Annotated in this window: 16 protein-coding genes and 1 pseudogene; 5 read left to right on the top strand and 12 right to left on the bottom strand. The window is 39.2% G+C overall.

What is annotated here, in order from left to right; genetic code table 11:
• Positions 1–151: 151 nt before the first annotated feature.
• Positions 152–631 carry a T9SS type A sorting domain-containing protein gene (locus tag IPJ16_04525; protein MBK7626454.1) on the top strand — a complete coding sequence of 160 codons (480 nt, stop codon included), beginning with the start codon at positions 152–154 and terminating at the stop codon, positions 629–631.
• A gap of 78 nt (positions 632–709) precedes the next feature.
• Here IPJ16_04525 and IPJ16_04520 read toward each other — a convergent pair.
• Positions 710–1,750, bottom strand: a pseudogene (locus tag IPJ16_04520) (anion permease).
• A gap of 276 nt (positions 1,751–2,026) precedes the next feature.
• Between IPJ16_04520 and IPJ16_04515 the strand changes: the two are divergent.
• A complete protein-coding gene (locus tag IPJ16_04515; protein MBK7626453.1) occupies positions 2,027–3,280 on the top strand; it encodes a PD40 domain-containing protein in 1,254 nt (417 codons plus the stop codon).
• 235 nt (positions 3,281–3,515) lie between these two features.
• A complete protein-coding gene (locus IPJ16_04510; protein MBK7626452.1) occupies positions 3,516–4,739 on the top strand; it encodes a dipeptidase in 1,224 nt (407 codons plus the stop codon).
• Here the strand turns inward: IPJ16_04510 and IPJ16_04505 are convergent.
• The 10 genes from IPJ16_04505 to IPJ16_04460 all read right to left on the bottom strand — a co-directional run bounded on the left by IPJ16_04505 (position 4,705) and on the right by IPJ16_04460 (position 13,372).
• The gene (locus IPJ16_04505; protein MBK7626451.1) at positions 4,705–5,781 is read right to left on the bottom strand and encodes a VOC family protein; all 1,077 of its coding nucleotides are present in this window, start codon (positions 5,779–5,781) and stop codon (positions 4,705–4,707) included. The two genes, IPJ16_04510 and IPJ16_04505, sit on opposite strands and share 35 nt — an antisense overlap.
• A gap of 76 nt (positions 5,782–5,857) precedes the next feature.
• Entirely contained in the window at positions 5,858–6,664 is an 807-nt protein-coding gene (locus IPJ16_04500) for an SDR family NAD(P)-dependent oxidoreductase (GenBank protein ID MBK7626450.1), read from the bottom strand.
• A 1-nt stretch (position 6,665) separates the two neighbouring features.
• Positions 6,666–7,994: a 1-acyl-sn-glycerol-3-phosphate acyltransferase gene (locus tag IPJ16_04495; protein MBK7626449.1), complete on the bottom strand. Its 1,329-nt coding sequence runs from the start codon at positions 7,992–7,994 to the stop codon at positions 6,666–6,668.
• 147 nt (positions 7,995–8,141) lie between these two features.
• A complete protein-coding gene (locus IPJ16_04490; GenBank protein ID MBK7626448.1) occupies positions 8,142–8,537 on the bottom strand; it encodes an RNA-binding S4 domain-containing protein in 396 nt (131 codons plus the stop codon).
• Positions 8,538–8,545: 8 nt separating this feature from the next.
• Positions 8,546–9,157 carry an aminoacyl-tRNA hydrolase gene (locus IPJ16_04485; protein ID MBK7626447.1) on the bottom strand — a complete coding sequence of 204 codons (612 nt, stop codon included), beginning with the start codon at positions 9,155–9,157 and terminating at the stop codon, positions 8,546–8,548.
• A 29-nt stretch (positions 9,158–9,186) separates the two neighbouring features.
• Positions 9,187–9,828 (bottom strand): 50S ribosomal protein L25/general stress protein Ctc, encoded by a 642-nt coding sequence (locus tag IPJ16_04480; protein ID MBK7626446.1) that lies wholly within the window; start codon positions 9,826–9,828, stop codon positions 9,187–9,189.
• A gap of 101 nt (positions 9,829–9,929) precedes the next feature.
• Complete coding sequence (locus IPJ16_04475; GenBank protein ID MBK7626445.1) at positions 9,930–10,868, bottom strand: ribose-phosphate pyrophosphokinase; 939 nt, start codon at positions 10,866–10,868, stop codon at positions 9,930–9,932.
• Positions 10,869–10,936: 68 nt separating this feature from the next.
• Positions 10,937–11,545, bottom strand: coding sequence for a YihA family ribosome biogenesis GTP-binding protein (locus tag IPJ16_04470; GenBank protein MBK7626444.1), 609 nt, complete (start codon positions 11,543–11,545; stop codon positions 10,937–10,939).
• 9 nt (positions 11,546–11,554) lie between these two features.
• Complete coding sequence (locus IPJ16_04465) at positions 11,555–12,325, bottom strand: hypothetical protein (protein MBK7626443.1); 771 nt, start codon at positions 12,323–12,325, stop codon at positions 11,555–11,557.
• Positions 12,326–12,391: 66 nt separating this feature from the next.
• Positions 12,392–13,372, bottom strand: a complete 981-nt coding sequence (locus IPJ16_04460; GenBank protein ID MBK7626442.1) for a class I mannose-6-phosphate isomerase — start codon at positions 13,370–13,372, stop codon at positions 12,392–12,394.
• A gap of 45 nt (positions 13,373–13,417) precedes the next feature.
• Between IPJ16_04460 and udk the strand changes: the two genes are divergently transcribed.
• Positions 13,418–14,038 (top strand): uridine kinase, encoded by a 621-nt coding sequence (gene udk / locus IPJ16_04455; protein MBK7626441.1) that lies wholly within the window; start codon positions 13,418–13,420, stop codon positions 14,036–14,038.
• Positions 14,039–14,042: 4 nt separating this feature from the next.
• Positions 14,043–14,768, top strand: coding sequence for a 3'-5' exonuclease (locus tag IPJ16_04450; protein MBK7626440.1), 726 nt, complete (start codon positions 14,043–14,045; stop codon positions 14,766–14,768).
• Here the strand turns inward: IPJ16_04450 and IPJ16_04445 are convergent.
• The gene (locus IPJ16_04445; protein ID MBK7626439.1) at positions 14,763–15,557 is read right to left on the bottom strand and encodes an alpha/beta fold hydrolase; all 795 of its coding nucleotides are present in this window, start codon (positions 15,555–15,557) and stop codon (positions 14,763–14,765) included. The two genes, IPJ16_04450 and IPJ16_04445, sit on opposite strands and share 6 nt — an antisense overlap.
• Between the last annotated feature and the right edge of the window lie 9 nt (positions 15,558–15,566).

Raw genomic sequence — 15,566 nt, 5'->3', positions numbered from 1 at the left:
ATGTTTCTTAAACTCTGTTCATCATTACAATTATGTGGTTCACATAAATTTTTAACATGCCTGTGAAAATCGGTTTGAATTAATTGTTTTTTGGATATAAATAATATAATTTTACAGTGATGATAATTAGATATTGAGAAAAAACCTCATCATGAAACGGTTGATTTTCATTTTATTTGCGATGTTTTCTGTATTCTCTGTTTATGGTCAGGTGAAGCAGGAAGTTATTGCAAGTGCAGGAGGCTATAACACTGGTGGCAACTTATCCATAAGCTGGACACTTGGTGAAACAATAATTCCTACATTTCAGAACGGAAATCTGATTCTGACACATGGGTTTCAGCAACAGCTTATAATCACATCGGTTGAGGAGAATATTGATATCCTTGTAAATATTAAGGTTTTTCCTAATCCGGCCAGTGATAATCTGAATATCAGATTTGAAGAACCGATCGACGGAGAGGTAGTTATTACTATCATTGATTCGCAGGGGAGATTAATTAAAACAGAAACAATTGAGGCAACAACAACAGAAAAGCAGATAAGTCTCCAGGAACTGGGAGGAGGAGTCTATTTTCTCAGAATGACAAAAGGTAAACTTGTAAACGTATATAAAGTTGTGAAACTTTAAAGAAGCTTTTTACTGTCCAAAAGCAAATTTTCCATTCTTTTCATGGCTGCCCCGACCTTCATAAGTCGGGGCTTTTTTTTAGCTCAGATACCCAATTTTATCTGCCAGATAAGTAAGCAGTAGCGCCAGGCTAAATGCGATTATTGGAGAGATCAGCCACATCAGGAAAAACTTCCTGACTTCTGTCTTCCTGAAAATATGATTAGGCCCCAGTTTAGCAACTCCAATACCAAGAATTGCAGCTACATTCAACTGGACGAGTGAGGTAGGTATACCCTTGCTTAATGATGCAAAAAGTAACAGGCTGCCAGAGACAAAAGCAATAATAACAGCCTCAAACTTGCCGAACAGAACTATTTCTTTTCCTGTATTCTGAAGGATCTTGTTTCAAAATATAGAGCTTCCTATTGCAAAATTAGGAGCAATAAGCAATGTGGAGAGTATAAGTATTAATATGAAATTCTTTTCACCGGTAATATTCAGTTCGTTTGCTGACATCGTTGCAATTGGTCCCGAGGCGTTGGCAACATTATTTGATCCTATCGAAAAGGCAACGTATAAAGACATAATAAGAATTAATCCATTCCAGATAGGCTTGAGATTTGCATTTTGAGCTCTCGATTGTGTCAACCCTTTTCTTCTCATTGGTCTGTAAATATATCTTCCTGCAAGGAAACTGATAATATAAGCAAATAGCGGAAGGATAAACCAGGCAGGAATAACTTCAAAAAAAAGTTTATCGCTGTTAAAACTGTTGAAGTATACTGCAGGTGCCACAACTGCAAGAACTGTAGACTGGCTTGTGGACTGTGGAATCCCGGCAAGGTTAGCTATAAGAAGTGAAATTGATACAGAAAAAAGGATAATTGAAACAATCGGGAATGTCATTAGTGCCGGATCGATTATCTCTTTTCCTATAGTTGTTGCAGTATGTTTCCCGGCAAAGATTGCACCCAGAAATACCATTATACCAAATAATCCGGGTATAAGATTTCTCTTAATCACGTTAGCCCCGTAAGCTACAGAAAAAGAAGGCCCTGTTCCGCTTCCTCCCATGTTTATTGCCAGGAACATAGCAATGATGAAAGGTAAAAGAAGATGGTTCATTAATGGTGACATACTTATCAGTTTTACTGGTTATCTGGTTTTACTGATTATTTCACAAAATAGGCACATGCGATTACTTTGCAGTAAGTAAAATGACTTAATACCTGTATGTATATCCTGTCATTTTTGCATCAGTCTTTTGCATTACAACCCCCAGGCGAATCATGGAATGCTTAAGAGAAACAAATCTTGACATTAAGCCCTGATTTTTTGTTATAATCCTTTAGTTAGTATTTTGAAAATGGTACGATTATTGAGGTTTAGAGTAGTCTTATAATTATCAGCAAAATGAGAAAATATATTTTCCTGTTGTTAATTGGCTTTTCAGTCATTTCGTGCAAAAAAGAGGATAACGGAGAATCCGATAATACATATTTCTGGAGTCCTGCAATTAAGATTGAAAAGGGAGATAAAGAAGTAAAATTGTATTTATCTGATCCACGACCATATACCGAGTATTTAATACCGCCTTCAGATCCGGACTATTTTGAGATCTATTATTCTGATGACTTGTCCTCTTTTTCTTTATTTAAGAAAGTGGATATAACCACTACTTCGGTTAGCATAAATAACCTTGTTAATAATGAACCCTATTATATATATGTTACCAGTAATAAGAAAAATTTCGAACCTGGTTTTTCTGATACTCTGATGACAATTCCCTCAGCATATACAGAGCCGGTGGTATTATCACCGGACGTAAATTTCACTCTTAATAGGGTAGATCTTTCTCCTGATAAAGATTATTTTTCGTTTGTAAGTTATAATTGTCCGGTTCAGAATACCAGCACAGACAATCTTTATTATAAATCGATAACCACAGGCTCGATCGGTGTAATAGAAGAGGATGTTTACAATTCAGACTGGTCGCCAGTTTCAAATACTGTAACATATTTAAGCAATATACGAGTTGGAAACTGGATCTATCCCGATGAGCTTAAAACATTCGATTTAGCGACAAAGACGGGAAATGTTTTATTGAAGATTGACTATGATAAATACTATGTTTCATCTCCGGTATTTTCGAATAATGGTAATCTAATTAGCTATTTATCAAGTGAAAACAGTTCCTCAAAATACAATTATGATCTCTGGACAATTGACCCTGCAACAAAGGTTAGGACTAAGATTTCAAACTTCGAAGCAATTGGATTAACAATAAGCGGAACATATACCTGGTCTTCAAATGGGGAATACATATATTTAAGCGGCTATTTTAACAGCGGAAACAGCCGTAATGCGATTTACAAATTCAATGTTTCAAACAGAGAACTATCCCGTGTATTATCATCTGACTGGAGTGATAGTTCACCGTCGGTTTCACCCGACAATACCAAAATTGCGTTTATTTCATCAAGGACAGGAGATGGTGAGATCTGGTTATTTAACTTCGTTTCAGGAAAATATAGTCAGATAACAGGTAATTCCGCATACAACTTCGACTCACGTTATTCTAATGTTCAGTGGATAGGCAACAATGAAATACTTATAACAGCCTATAAGGACAGTACATCGAAAGCATTAAGAATTCATATAGAATAGACCTTTTTAAAACGTACTTTATTTGTCTTCCACAATTCAATGGTTTCTATTCCTGATACTTATAAAATTATCTGGCCGGCTTTAAGAAGGAACTTTCAAGTGAGTCATTTAGATCTGAGACTTAAATAATACTTATTCAAAAAGGTTAACCGGCTTTGTTAAAATAGGTTAAATAGCCTCTGATCTTTATTCACCTGTTTCATTTTAATTATATTGCATCCGAAAAAATAAAAGGATGAAAGTACTCGTATATATTTTTATTGGTCTGTTTTTGCTTTCAGGCTGCCGTTCAAGCGATGAGCAACTTACAAGGAAGGCTGACAGAATTCATGCATCAATTCTCACCGTGGACACACACTGTGACACACCTATGGATTTTTCAGATCCCAATTTTGATCTTGGTGTAAGGCATGACGAAGGGTGTGTAGATTTTCCAAGGATGATCGAAGGTGGTCTGCACGCAGAATTTTTTGCTGTTTTTATTGGTCAGGGACCACGTGATGATTCATCCTTTACAAAAGTGCATAATCAGGCACTTGATATCTTTAATTCAATACATAAGAATGTAGAAAAGAACTCAGCTGTGGCAGAAATGGCATATACCGCAGATGATGCATACAGAATAAAGAAAGATGGCAGGATTGCAGCATTTATTGGTCTGGAGAACGGGTATCCTATCGGAAATGATATTTCCAGAGTGAAACAGTATTACGATCTGGGAGCAAGGTATATAACATTATCACATTCAAGGAACAATGATATTTGTGACTCATCAACCGATCCCGAGGGACCCGAGAGCAATGGCCTTTCCCCGTTTGGGATTCAGGTTGTAAAAGAAATGAACAGGCTTGGTATGATGGTTGATATCTCACACATATCAGATAAATCTTTTTTTGATGTACTGAAATACTCTACTGCTCCTGTAATTGCATCACATTCTTCATGCAGGGCCCTTTGCGGCAGTCCGCGTAATCTTACCGATGATATGCTTCTTGCTCTTAAAGAGAACGGAGGTGTAATACAGATTTGTATCCTCGGAAACTACCTCAGAACCCCCGAACCTAATCCTGAGCTCGATGCGAAGCTAAAGGAGCTTCAAACTAAATATGGTGATTATGGTGCCTTATCGGAAGATTCTAAAAAGATTGTTAGAGCAGAGTACAGGGCAATTCAGAAAAAATATGAGAAGCCGGCAACTGTAATGGATGTTGTTGATCATATCGACCATGCAGTGCAAATAGTTGGTATCGACTATGTTGGTATAGGAACTGATTTTGATGGAGGGGGAGGAGTAGAGGGCTGCAGAACAGCTGCTGAAATGAAAAACATAACAATCGAATTACTTCGTCGCGGATATTCCAAATCTGAAATCACAAAGATCTGGAGCGGCAATATTATGAGAGTAATGCGGAAGGCAGAAGAAGTTAGCTCTTCACTCTCGAGAACCTCAGCGTCTTAAGCATCCAGTCGGGAAGAGATTTGTGAGGATCCCTTTTTCTCAGATCAAGGAATATTCCAAGTTTTTTAAGGACAGGCATCTTGTGAGTCTCAACAAACTCAATCAGAGTACCATCAGGGTCTGAGATGTATGAGAAGTGACCCGCTGCTTCTCCCATATCAAAGCTGTTCCCGTCGTGGCTTTTCTTGCTGTCTACAGTAAAAGGAAATCCCTTACTCTCACAGAATGATTTCAGTTCATCCATTCCACGCATATCATAGCAGAGATGAATGAAACCCGGATCGCCCCAGAATCTGCCTTCATAAATCTTTTTACCCGGTTTCCCTGTTGTGCTTATAAGTTCAATAACACTCTGTCCGAGCATTTTGCTGAAGGGTCCGGCAAATGGTACAGATCGCCTCAGGAGTACACGGCGGAACTCACCTGTTCCACCAGGAAGATCAGCAAGATCAGGAAAAATGCCGGTCTTATCATAAACTACTTCATCATAACCAAGAATGTCAGAATATACTATTCTTGATTTCTCAATATCGGAAACGCCGATTACAGCGCCATAGGATCCGCCTGTATTTTTGTTTTCATTGCTGAACCAGTCAGTTGCTTCAACAAGCTGAAAAATGTTTCCGTATGGATCTTTCATGAAGAAAGACATTTTGCCTGCAGGATCCTCAGTAGTCTGTTTAGGAACAACAATGCCATCAGCGTGATATTTATTAAGTGTATCCTGTACACTTCTTACTTTCATCTTGCAGGCTATAATACCAAGGTCACCGATCATGATCTGCTCCTTGATCTTAAGAGGATCTCTTCCTTTGTATTGCCATATCTCAAATCCTCCTCCGCTCTGAAGGTTCAATGCCAGCACTGCATGCCTTTTTCTCGGCTCTCCACCTGTATAAGGCAGCATCAGGTTAGCAACCGCCTCCTCTTCAAACACCCTGATATCCATTCCAAACTGATCGATATACCATTTCCAGGCCTCTGCCAGATTCATCACTCCGATTCCCATCTGCTGGATCCCACTGATAACATACCCCTTCATAGTCTGAATATTAAAATTTGTTTTATATCTAACTAGTGCCTAAAGTGCCTAAAGTGACTAGAGTGCCTAAAGTGCTTTAAGTACTTTTCACCTTATCTGCAATTCTGAAGAAGAGCCATGGCAGGTATCTCCTTATATGCAACATCAGCATCTCTCCCTGCCCGACAAGTATCTCACGTTTGTTCCTTAAAATTCCTTTAATGATTATTTTTGCAGCTTTATCAGGCAGTAGACCTTTTGCGAGTCCGTCATCCATCTTTCCATGTTCCTTGCCATCGGAAGTTAATGCATGAAATGAAATAGAGGTCCTTACTCTTCCTGGAATAATAACAGAGGATCTGATATTATTTTGTTTGTTTTCGAGATAAAGTGTTTCAAAGAAACCATGCAGCGCCTGTTTGGATGCTGAATAAGCTGAACGCAATGGGAATCCAAATCTTCCAGATATACTGCTTGTTGCAAGTACATGTCCCGATTTCTGATTAATCATATAAGGCAGTACAGCTTTTGTAAGAGCAATTGTTCCAAAGTAATTGATTTCAAATATCTTCCTGTCGAGCCAGATTGGCGTCTCTTCAATTCTGGCTCGCTGGCTTATACCTCCGATATTAAGCAGAAAATCAATTCTCCCGGTCTCGCTTATCACTCTGTCTGCAATCTCATTTATCCCGGAGGTTTCCGAAAGATCAAACGGAACACAAATAATCATAGCTGATCTGTCACCGCAGGCTGCTTTAACTCTCTCCAATCCCGGAAGATCGTTTGAGGAAGCCACTACAAAGGCCCCCCTGTTTATAAAGGCATAAACCAGCGATTCTCCAATTCCTGAAGAGGCACCAGTTATCCACGCTACCTTGTCTTTAAATATTATTTTATTCCCCATTCTATAAAGCTGCAACCAGATTTACCAGTTCATTGTGGCTCTTTTGGAGCGACAGTAAGTTAATGTTTTTCTCCCTGATAAGATTTCTTATCCTGAAACCGCCTTTAATTCTTCTGAACTGTAAATAATAGTTCCAGGCAAACAGACCTGATGCTGGCAGTGTAAAGAATATAAGCAATCCAAGCCACCATGATGAGAAGATAAAAAGAGAAAGTATTAAATAAACCGGAAGAAAAATAAATGCCAGTATTAATGACACAGTATATTTTACAGAAGAATGAAACTGTGGATCCTTAATTTTTCTGATCTGCAGATTTGGAATCTCCAGGAATGTAAGATTAAAGATATTCCCGTAAATGAAAATAGGGAATGTCAGAATAATTCCAACCATTCCGGCAATCAGCCAGCCCAATGGATGTTTCTTTTTTTCCAGCAATCTGTAATCAGTATTAAGTTCTTTGGCTTTATTCTTAACTTCCAGACTAAGGGCACATATTCTCTGATACAAAGGAAGATCTGAAGATTTCAGATTGTTTAACTTGCTGATGAGAATCCTGTCGCGGTTTATTTTCGGGAATTTGATATCATCGCTGAACTTTCCGTTTATCATACTTCTTAGTTCATCAATAGCCTCATAATCCTCTTCTGACTCGATGTGAATCATATTCTTTTTCATCTCCTCCGAAAGTTTAGCCCGCAATTCGTTAAGGGCCCTTTCAGGACTGACTTTGTAAAGTTCATAGAACTCTGACACTTCAACAGGCTTACCGTATACCACTGTCAACACCTGCCTGTACCGGTTGTAGTGAGTATATTCAATACCTACAGGTATTATTTTCAGGTTTAGCTTGAAACCTGTTGCTTCATCTGATTGAAAAGCGAGACGGCAAATTCCTTTTTTCAGCTGTCTGAGTCTTCTGAATCCTGCATGATCGCCCTCCGGTAAAATGACCAGCCCGTTTTTCTTCTGAATTACCTCAATTGTCCGGGCAAAAGTATCATCATTTCCCTTGAGGCTGCTGTAACCGTCGCGCATTCTGTAGACGGGAAGAATCTTCAGGAAATATAGAATTGAAGCGATAAATTTCTTTTTGAATATGTCACCTCTGGCGAGGAAAATAAGCGGCTCTTTCTGTGTGAAGAGAACAGCAAGTGCATCCATCAAAGCATTCTGATGATTAGGAGCAAAGATCTTATGATCTTCAGGATGGATATTTTCTTTTCCCAGAGCAATTACTTTTCTGTAAAAAACATTGTTGTGCCAGAATCCTGCAGTGGCATTAAGCAATGCATACCCGACCGAATAGTTTTCAATATTTTGTTTCCCCATGTAACGAAAAATCTTCACCTGGCTGTTTAACAGTATACAGCCGGCTTTTTAGTATGAGTGCAAGTTAAAAAAAATGGGAAGTTGATGATAAAATCAGAAATATTTTAACTCAGTTTACGGCAATATTAAGTCTTTATACCACCATAATTAATTGTCGTTAAAGCCGTCGTTCAACTTATCAATAAGCCGTCTCTCTTTTTTTGTCGGACGTCCGGTTCCCTTATCGCGGTATCCAATTGCTATGGATTGTTTGATATCGAGTTTTGCTTTTTCCTCTGCAGGTGTAATATCCTCAGCAAACTGATTCACAAGTTTTGCTCCGACACGGTTTTCGATAGGTTCAATTACTCTGTATGTAAAAACAACAGGAGGTTTTTTAACCGTTATTATTTCGTCTTTTGCAATAAATCTAGAAGGTTTCACCTGGATATTGTTGATTGAAACCCTTCCTTTTCTGCATTCATCGGAAGCAATACTCCTGGTCTTGAATATTCTTACAGACCAAAGAAACTTATCAATTCTAACAGATTTATTTTCTGCCATAATACAGGTTATTTCGAAGCTGCTTCCGGAGTGGTTGTCTCTGGCGGGGTGAATTTACCGACTTTGTTAAAAGCTGTCATTGTGCGCTCCAGTCCGGTAAAGGCAAACGACTTTATCATCTCAACAACAATGGAAACCCGATCATCCATTATTTTCTTTTCGTCAGCCGACCATGTCCCGAGTACATAGTCAACCTGCTTTCCTTTGCTGAATCCGTTCCCGATACCTATTCGTATGCGAGGGTATTCAGTTGTGGCCAGTATGCTGCTGATATGCGCCAGTCCGTTATGGCCGCCGTCACTGCCTTTTGGCCTCATTCTTATAGTACCGGTTGGGAGAGCCAGATCATCCACAATAACCAGCATATTTTCAACAGGGATATTCTCCTTTTTCAGCCAGTAATTTACTGAGTTGCCGCTAAGGTTCATATAGGTTGATGGTTTGAGCAGAATAAGCTCGCGGCCTTTATATTTCATCTGACAGACAGCCCCGTAGCGCTTGTCCGTAAAAAAAATATTGGATGCCATAGCCATGGCATCCAATACAGTAAATCCTATGTTATGACGAGTATTCTTATACTCTTCACCTATGTTGCCCAGGCCAACTATCAGATATTTCATCAAGCCTGATTATAGTTAGAACGTGATGGTTATTTTTCTTCAGCAGCAGGAGCAGCGGCTGCATGTGCAGCAGCGTTTGTAGCTTCAGTAGCAGCTTCCGCAGCAACTTCTTCTTCACTCTTCGCAGCAACCCTTGAAGTTGCAATAGTAAGAACCATCGATTTTTTCGGATCAAGTAATTCTATCTTGTCAAATGAGAGATCGCCAACTTTTACTCCTTCATGAATTTTAAGGTTGGTGATATCTATTGTAAGATGCTCAGGAAGATCTTTTGGTAAACCTTTTACTTTTAGGTTCCTTCTTTTAATACTCAGTTTACCTCCGGCGATAACACCAACTGAATCTCCGGTAATTTTTATTGGAATACTTATTACAACTGGTTTGTCGTCAAAAATCTCAACAAAATCGGCGTGTAAAATTTTATCACTTACAGGGTGAAACTGCATATCTTTCAACACAACATTAAACTCTTTATTATCGATAACCAGTTTAACAAGATGTGCTTCAGGTGTATAAACGAGGTTTTTGAAACTCAGTTCAGGTGCCTGGAAATGAATGTTTTCCTCTTTACCATAGATAACACATGGTACATTACCGGCTTTTCTTGACTGTTTAGAGCTTTTTTTTCCTAATTCTGTTCTGAATGAACCTTTGATCTCAATTGTCTTCATTTGTCTTAAAGTTATTGTGCTACTAAATCCCGCTTAACGGGACCCCATTACACGTTTGACATTTCTTATTTTTTTCGGACTGCAAATATAGAACAAAGGAATCAGAATACAAAATTTGTACTTATTGACTGATTTGTTGTAACAGCATCGATTGTTTTTGCGAATATATCGGCAATAGAAAGCACTTTTATTTTTGGAGAAGTTGTGATAAATGGCACCGAGTCGCTGACTACAAGTTCTTCAATAGCAGAATCATTGATCCTCTCCACTGCATTACCTGAAAGAATCGGGTGAGTTGCAAAAGCCCTGATACTGGTTGCGCCTCTCTCTTTCATCATATCCGCAGCAAGTGCAAGAGTCCCGGCTGTATCTACCATATCGTCAATAATTACAACATTTCTACCTTCAACTTCTCCGATTATTGACATCTCTTCTATTACATTCGGCTTCTTTCGAAGTTTATAGCATAAAACCATTTCAGACTGAAGGTGCCTTGAATAAGCGTTAGCCCTTTTTGATCCGCCCATATCGGGTGCAGAGATTGTAAGATTTGAAAGCTTAAGGTTCTCTATGTATGGTGCAAAAACAGCAGATCCGAAAAGGTGGTCTACCGGAACATTGAAGAATCCCTGGATCTGATCAGCATGAAGGTCCATTGTTATTACCCTGTCTACACCCGCTGTACTGAGAAGGTCAGCAGAAAGTTTTGATCCAATTGAAACTCTTGGCCTGTCTTTCCTGTCCTGACGTGCAAAACCATAATATGGTATTACAGCAATTACTTTATAGGCAGAGGCTCTTTTAGCCGCATCGATCATCAGAAGAAGTTCAAAAAGGTTGTCGGCCGGAGGATTTGTCGATTGCACAATAAAAACCATGCAGCCTCTTACAGACTCGTCGAAACATGGTTGATATTCTCCGTCGCTGAATTTGGTAACGGAGCTCTTGCCCAGTTCAATCCCGAGCTTATCAGCAATAGCCTGAGCCAGATGCTGTGAGGATCTGCAGGAAAACAGTTTCATTGGTGCATGTCCAAACATAATCCTTAAATATTAACAGTTATTTTTCCGATCAATTATGTGTACAAAATTAAAAAATCCCGACGATATCAGGCATCATTTGAAAAATTGTTGATAGATTCTTCAATATAGTTCAGAATACCATCTCTTCCTTCTTTTGTTACAGCTGACGAAATAAATGTTTCAGGGAGCGATTCCCAGTTTTCGAACATTACTGAATTGTAACGGCTTATTGAGCTTTCAAGTTCGGTTTTTGTGAGTTTATCGCTCTTGGTAAAGACTCTGGCAAATGGTATCTGATTATTGCCGAGGAACTCCATGAAATCAAGATCAGAAGGCTGTGGTTTATGACGTATATCAAGAAGGACAAAGAGGCACACCAGGTTTTCCCTTTTAAGGATATAGTTCTCTGTCGCCCTTACCCATATCTCTCTTAATTTTACCGGAACTTTAGCATATCCGTATCCAGGAAGATCGACAAGATACCATTCTTCATTTACATAAAAATGGTTAATAGTGCGGGTTTTCCCGGGCTGAACAGATGTTTTTGCCAGCTTAGACCATCCGGTAAGCATATTTATAAGTGATGACTTACCTACATTTGACCGGCCAATAAAACCGAATTCCGGTTTTAATGTTGGCGGACAGTCTTTCAGGGCAGGACTGCTTTTAACAAATGTGGCAGAACGGATGATCATATCTTCAGGCTATTTAAGATCGTTATAAGGGAGATCTATTCTTTTGTAGACCAGATAGTTGTTCCCGAAGCCTGTAAGGATCTCTGCTATTATCCCAACATACTCTGATTTGGCTGATGCTGATTTTTTAAGGTCAAGATATCCAATTCCTTTCACAGTTTTTATTCTTTCGCATCTCGATGTGTCGAAGACGCCGCTGTAAAGTTCACCCCTGAAAAATCTTACTTTTTCCGATTTGTCTGAAAGTTTCAGAGTGATTCTGAATGTGCCGTTTGTCTTATAATTGTCAGTGGTTCCAACAATGAGCTCCGGGTAACCGCCAACCAGTTTGCCCTCTGCTGTAAATTCCTGGAAGAAGGTGGTTCTTAAGCCTTTTTCATAGCCTATTTTTGCTTTAAGTTTACCTGTACGGTAAAATTGTTTCTGAATACCATCGATCGTATCATTCTTATAAGGTGTGGTACGAAATAACTGACCCTCTTCAAAATACCATCTCGAGGAGTCCTGTCTTAAACCATTCTCATACCAGAATGTCTGACGCATTTTACCGCTCTGATAAAATGTCTTCTTCAGGCCATGCCTGACTCCGTTTTTGTAGGTTGTCTCATTTACAATGTATTGTCCGCTCATTCCCTGTGTGATCCCTGTGAATCCGGTGTCCGCAACGGTAGTTGTATCAGTCTCTGCAGAAGCATCTTTCTTTGAATTTCCACTGCCATTGCAACCCGTAATCAGGATAATCGACAGAATTGTAATAATTGATAAATACGTAATTTTCATATTTTCGTTTTTGTGTTTTGTCTTTTGTCACCGGTCTTCGGTCTTCGGCGAAGTCACGACTTCGCCCTACATAATATATATTTCCAGTATCTCCGCTTCCCCGATGGGCTCAAGAACAACCTCTTTTATCATTGCAGGAAGCAGTACCGTCTCACCTTTCACCATGGTTTCTGTCTCTCCGTCCCACCGGATAATGAACTCCCCTTCGGTGCAAATGTACACAACAAATGAATCAATAGAGTAATATTCTTTGGTTAACGTTTTGCTGAACCTTATCAGATTAGTGTTAAAAAATTCACAGCTGACCAGATTTTCAGATTCATTTAATACCGGTGTTTTCCTGATTTTACTTTTGCCATTTGCATTGAAGTCAATGGCATCAAGTGCCAGATCTGTATGGAGTTCTCTTTTTTCTTTACCTGTACTCTTCCGGTTCCAGTCAAATATCCTGTACGTAATATCTGAAGTCTGCTGAACTTCAACAAGTACTGTTCCTGCACCTATTGCATGGATTCTCCCTGCCGGAATAAAGAAGGTATCTCCGGGTTCAGGGTGTTCAACATTTAGCAGATCTGCCATTGTTCCGTCATTTACTGCAGACTGGTAGTTCTCTTTTGTTACACCTTCACGGAATCCTGTATAAATCTTTGATCCTTTTTCACTTTCAAGTATATACCACATCTCAGTTTTTCCATATGCCTTGTGCCTTTCCCTGGCAAGTTTATTACCCGGATGGACCTGGATAGACAAATCTTCGCGTGCTTCTATGAACTTGATAAGCAGGGGGAACTCATTACCGAACTTTTCATAAACCGCATCACCGGTTATATCGCCCATATAAACCTCAATTATTTCCTCAAGATTGTTTCCTGCCAGAAATCCATTGCTGATTACAGACTGTTCACCGGAAACAGCTGATATTTCCCAGCTTTCACCAACATTTGCGGGTTTTGCAGGTTTCTTGTTATAGCGGGAGGCAAGGGCATTTCCTCCCCAGACCTTCTCTTTCAGAACAGTTTCAAACTTTATTGGATATAATTCGGCCATTTGCTATTTTTGATAAATTTTAATTACTGCAAAAATATAAAATTTATGCTGATTGTTGGGATTGCCGGCGGGACCGGATCCGGAAAAACGACCGTTGTCCGAAAAGTTGTGGAAGTATTTCCAAATGACGAAGTTATAGTAATTCCTCAGGATTCCTATTACAAGGACAATGGAAAAATCTCACTTGAGGAGAGGCAGAAAATCAATTTTGACCATCCTGATTCTGTTGAATTTGAGTTACTGATCGATCATCTCAAAAAGCTTAAAGAGGGTGAGGAAGTAGAAATGCCAATCTATTCATATATTACATGTCTGAGGTCTAAAGAGACAATTCCTGTTAAACCCTCCAGAGTCGTAATCATTGAAGGAATTCTGATACTCACCGATCCGGGTCTGCGTGAAATGATGGATATCAAGGTTTTTGTCGATGCCGATGCCGACGACCGCCTTGGGAGGGTAATAAACAGGGATATTGTTGAAAGGGGCCGGTCGGTTCTTAAGGTTCTTGAGAGATACCACGATACCGTAAAACCTTCTCACCTTCAGTTTATTGAACCATCAAAACGATATGCTGATATTATAATTCCCGGCGGTGGTGAAAATCAGGTGGGCATTGAAGTCCTGATCTCAATTATTGAGAAACATCTTTTAAAAAGTAAATCATAAAACCATGCTTGACAATATAAAGGTTGAGGATGTCTTATTCCTTGATATAGAAACTGTTCCCGGGTCTCCTTCCTATGAAACACTTGATCCTTTGTTTCAGACTCTCTGGGAGAAAAAATCAAGACAGTTCAGATCACCCGAACAGGTTGCTGCTGATGTCTATGAAAGGGCAGGTATTTACTCGGAATTTGGGAAGATAATATGCATTTCAGTAGGATTGATAAAAGAAAAAAATCCTTACAGTTTCAGGTTGAAATCATTTTATGGTGATGATGAGAAGGTGCTTCTTTCAGAATTTTCTGACATGCTTTATAAGTTCTGCCGTACGAATAAAGAGGCTCTTTTATGTGCCCATAACGGTAAGGAATTTGACTATCCCTATATTGCACGGCGGATGATTATTAATGGTATGATCATTCCTGAGATACTCGATAATGCCGGGAAAAAACCATGGGAAATAAAACTTCTGGATACTATGGATCTCTGGAAATTCGGTGATTATAAGAACTATACATCACTCGACCTTCTTACATCGATTCTGGGTATCCCCAGCCCGAAGGATGATATTGACGGCAGTATGGTAGCAGGGATTTATTATGTTGAAAAGGACCTGAAAAGGATAGTACAGTATTGTGAGAAGGATGTTCTGGCTATAGGACAGGTTCTTTTAAGATTTATGAATCTGCCAGCGATCAGCGACGATAAGATAGAGTCTGTAACATTTTCATAATAATCGCTTTATATTTTTTATCACCTCATCAGGTCTGTCAGCATGGATCCAGTGACCTGCTTTCTCTGCAATAGCAAACTCTGCAGCGGGAAATATCTTTAAAATATCACCAAAATCCGATGGGAGAATATAATCTGAATCACCTCCTTTAAGGAATATAACAGGAAATCCGGTTATTGATTGTGAATATAAAGCACCTCTGTCTACACCAGACATAATTTTATCAAGATTTTTTAGAAGGGAAGATGCGTTTAACTTCCAGGTAAAATTATTTTTGGTACTCCTTTGAAGATTCTTTAATACAAATCCCCTGATTTTTTCATCACTTATCTTCTCCCTGAGGTTCTCTTCAGCATCATCCCGCCTGGAGATACCAGTCAGGTCAATTGATAACATAGCTTCCAGAATCGATTTATGCTGGCTGTAAGCAACTTTATTATGAGCTTCGCTTATGAATGGAGAAATATCTGCAATAAGCAGACCATTAAGCATTTCCGGATATTTTAAAGCAAATGAAATTGCTGTTTTTCCTCCCATGCTGTGTCCGGCAAGAAAGAATTTTTTCAGTGACAGATCAGCTGCCAGCTCAAAAAGATCTTCGCGCATTGAGTCATAATCATGGATGTCGGAATGAGGTGATTGTCCATGATTTCGCTGGTCAGGAAGATACACAGTGAAAATGTCACTAAGATTTTTAGCAATTGTCGCCCAGTTATCAGATGATCCGTACAATCCGTGAAGTATGATAAGCGGCGGTCCTTCGCCATATTTCCTGCAGAATAGTTTCATACAAGATTA

The organism is Bacteroidales bacterium, from assembly GCA_016709865.1.
Classification (GTDB): domain Bacteria; phylum Bacteroidota; class Bacteroidia; order Bacteroidales; family VadinHA17; genus LD21.
This window is presented reverse-complemented; position numbering and strand designations above follow the sequence as displayed.

What these genes read in the sequence shown, in the direction of transcription:
- IPJ16_04525 (MBK7626454.1), top strand. Translation starts at nt 152, where the DNA reads ATGAAACGGTTGATTTTCATTTTATTTGCGATGTTTTCTGTATTCTCT.
- IPJ16_04515 (MBK7626453.1), top strand. Translation starts at nt 2,027, where the DNA reads ATGAGAAAATATATTTTCCTGTTGTTAATTGGCTTTTCAGTCATTTCG.
- IPJ16_04510 (MBK7626452.1), top strand. Translation starts at nt 3,516, where the DNA reads ATGAAAGTACTCGTATATATTTTTATTGGTCTGTTTTTGCTTTCAGGC.
- IPJ16_04505 (MBK7626451.1), bottom strand. Translation starts at nt 5,781, where the DNA reads ATGAAGGGGTATGTTATCAGTGGGATCCAGCAGATGGGAATCGGAGTG.
- IPJ16_04500 (MBK7626450.1), bottom strand. Translation starts at nt 6,664, where the DNA reads ATGGGGAATAAAATAATATTTAAAGACAAGGTAGCGTGGATAACTGGT.
- IPJ16_04495 (MBK7626449.1), bottom strand. Translation starts at nt 7,994, where the DNA reads ATGGGGAAACAAAATATTGAAAACTATTCGGTCGGGTATGCATTGCTT.
- IPJ16_04490 (MBK7626448.1), bottom strand. Translation starts at nt 8,537, where the DNA reads ATGGCAGAAAATAAATCTGTTAGAATTGATAAGTTTCTTTGGTCTGTA.
- IPJ16_04485 (MBK7626447.1), bottom strand. Translation starts at nt 9,157, where the DNA reads ATGAAATATCTGATAGTTGGCCTGGGCAACATAGGTGAAGAGTATAAG.
- IPJ16_04480 (MBK7626446.1), bottom strand. Translation starts at nt 9,828, where the DNA reads ATGAAGACAATTGAGATCAAAGGTTCATTCAGAACAGAATTAGGAAAA.
- IPJ16_04475 (MBK7626445.1), bottom strand. Translation starts at nt 10,868, where the DNA reads ATGTTTGGACATGCACCAATGAAACTGTTTTCCTGCAGATCCTCACAG.
- IPJ16_04470 (MBK7626444.1), bottom strand. Translation starts at nt 11,545, where the DNA reads ATGATCATCCGTTCTGCCACATTTGTTAAAAGCAGTCCTGCCCTGAAA.
- IPJ16_04465 (MBK7626443.1), bottom strand. Translation starts at nt 12,325, where the DNA reads ATGAAAATTACGTATTTATCAATTATTACAATTCTGTCGATTATCCTG.
- IPJ16_04460 (MBK7626442.1), bottom strand. Translation starts at nt 13,372, where the DNA reads ATGGCCGAATTATATCCAATAAAGTTTGAAACTGTTCTGAAAGAGAAG.
- udk (MBK7626441.1), top strand. Translation starts at nt 13,418, where the DNA reads ATGCTGATTGTTGGGATTGCCGGCGGGACCGGATCCGGAAAAACGACC.
- IPJ16_04450 (MBK7626440.1), top strand. Translation starts at nt 14,043, where the DNA reads ATGCTTGACAATATAAAGGTTGAGGATGTCTTATTCCTTGATATAGAA.
- IPJ16_04445 (MBK7626439.1), bottom strand. Translation starts at nt 15,557, where the DNA reads ATGAAACTATTCTGCAGGAAATATGGCGAAGGACCGCCGCTTATCATA.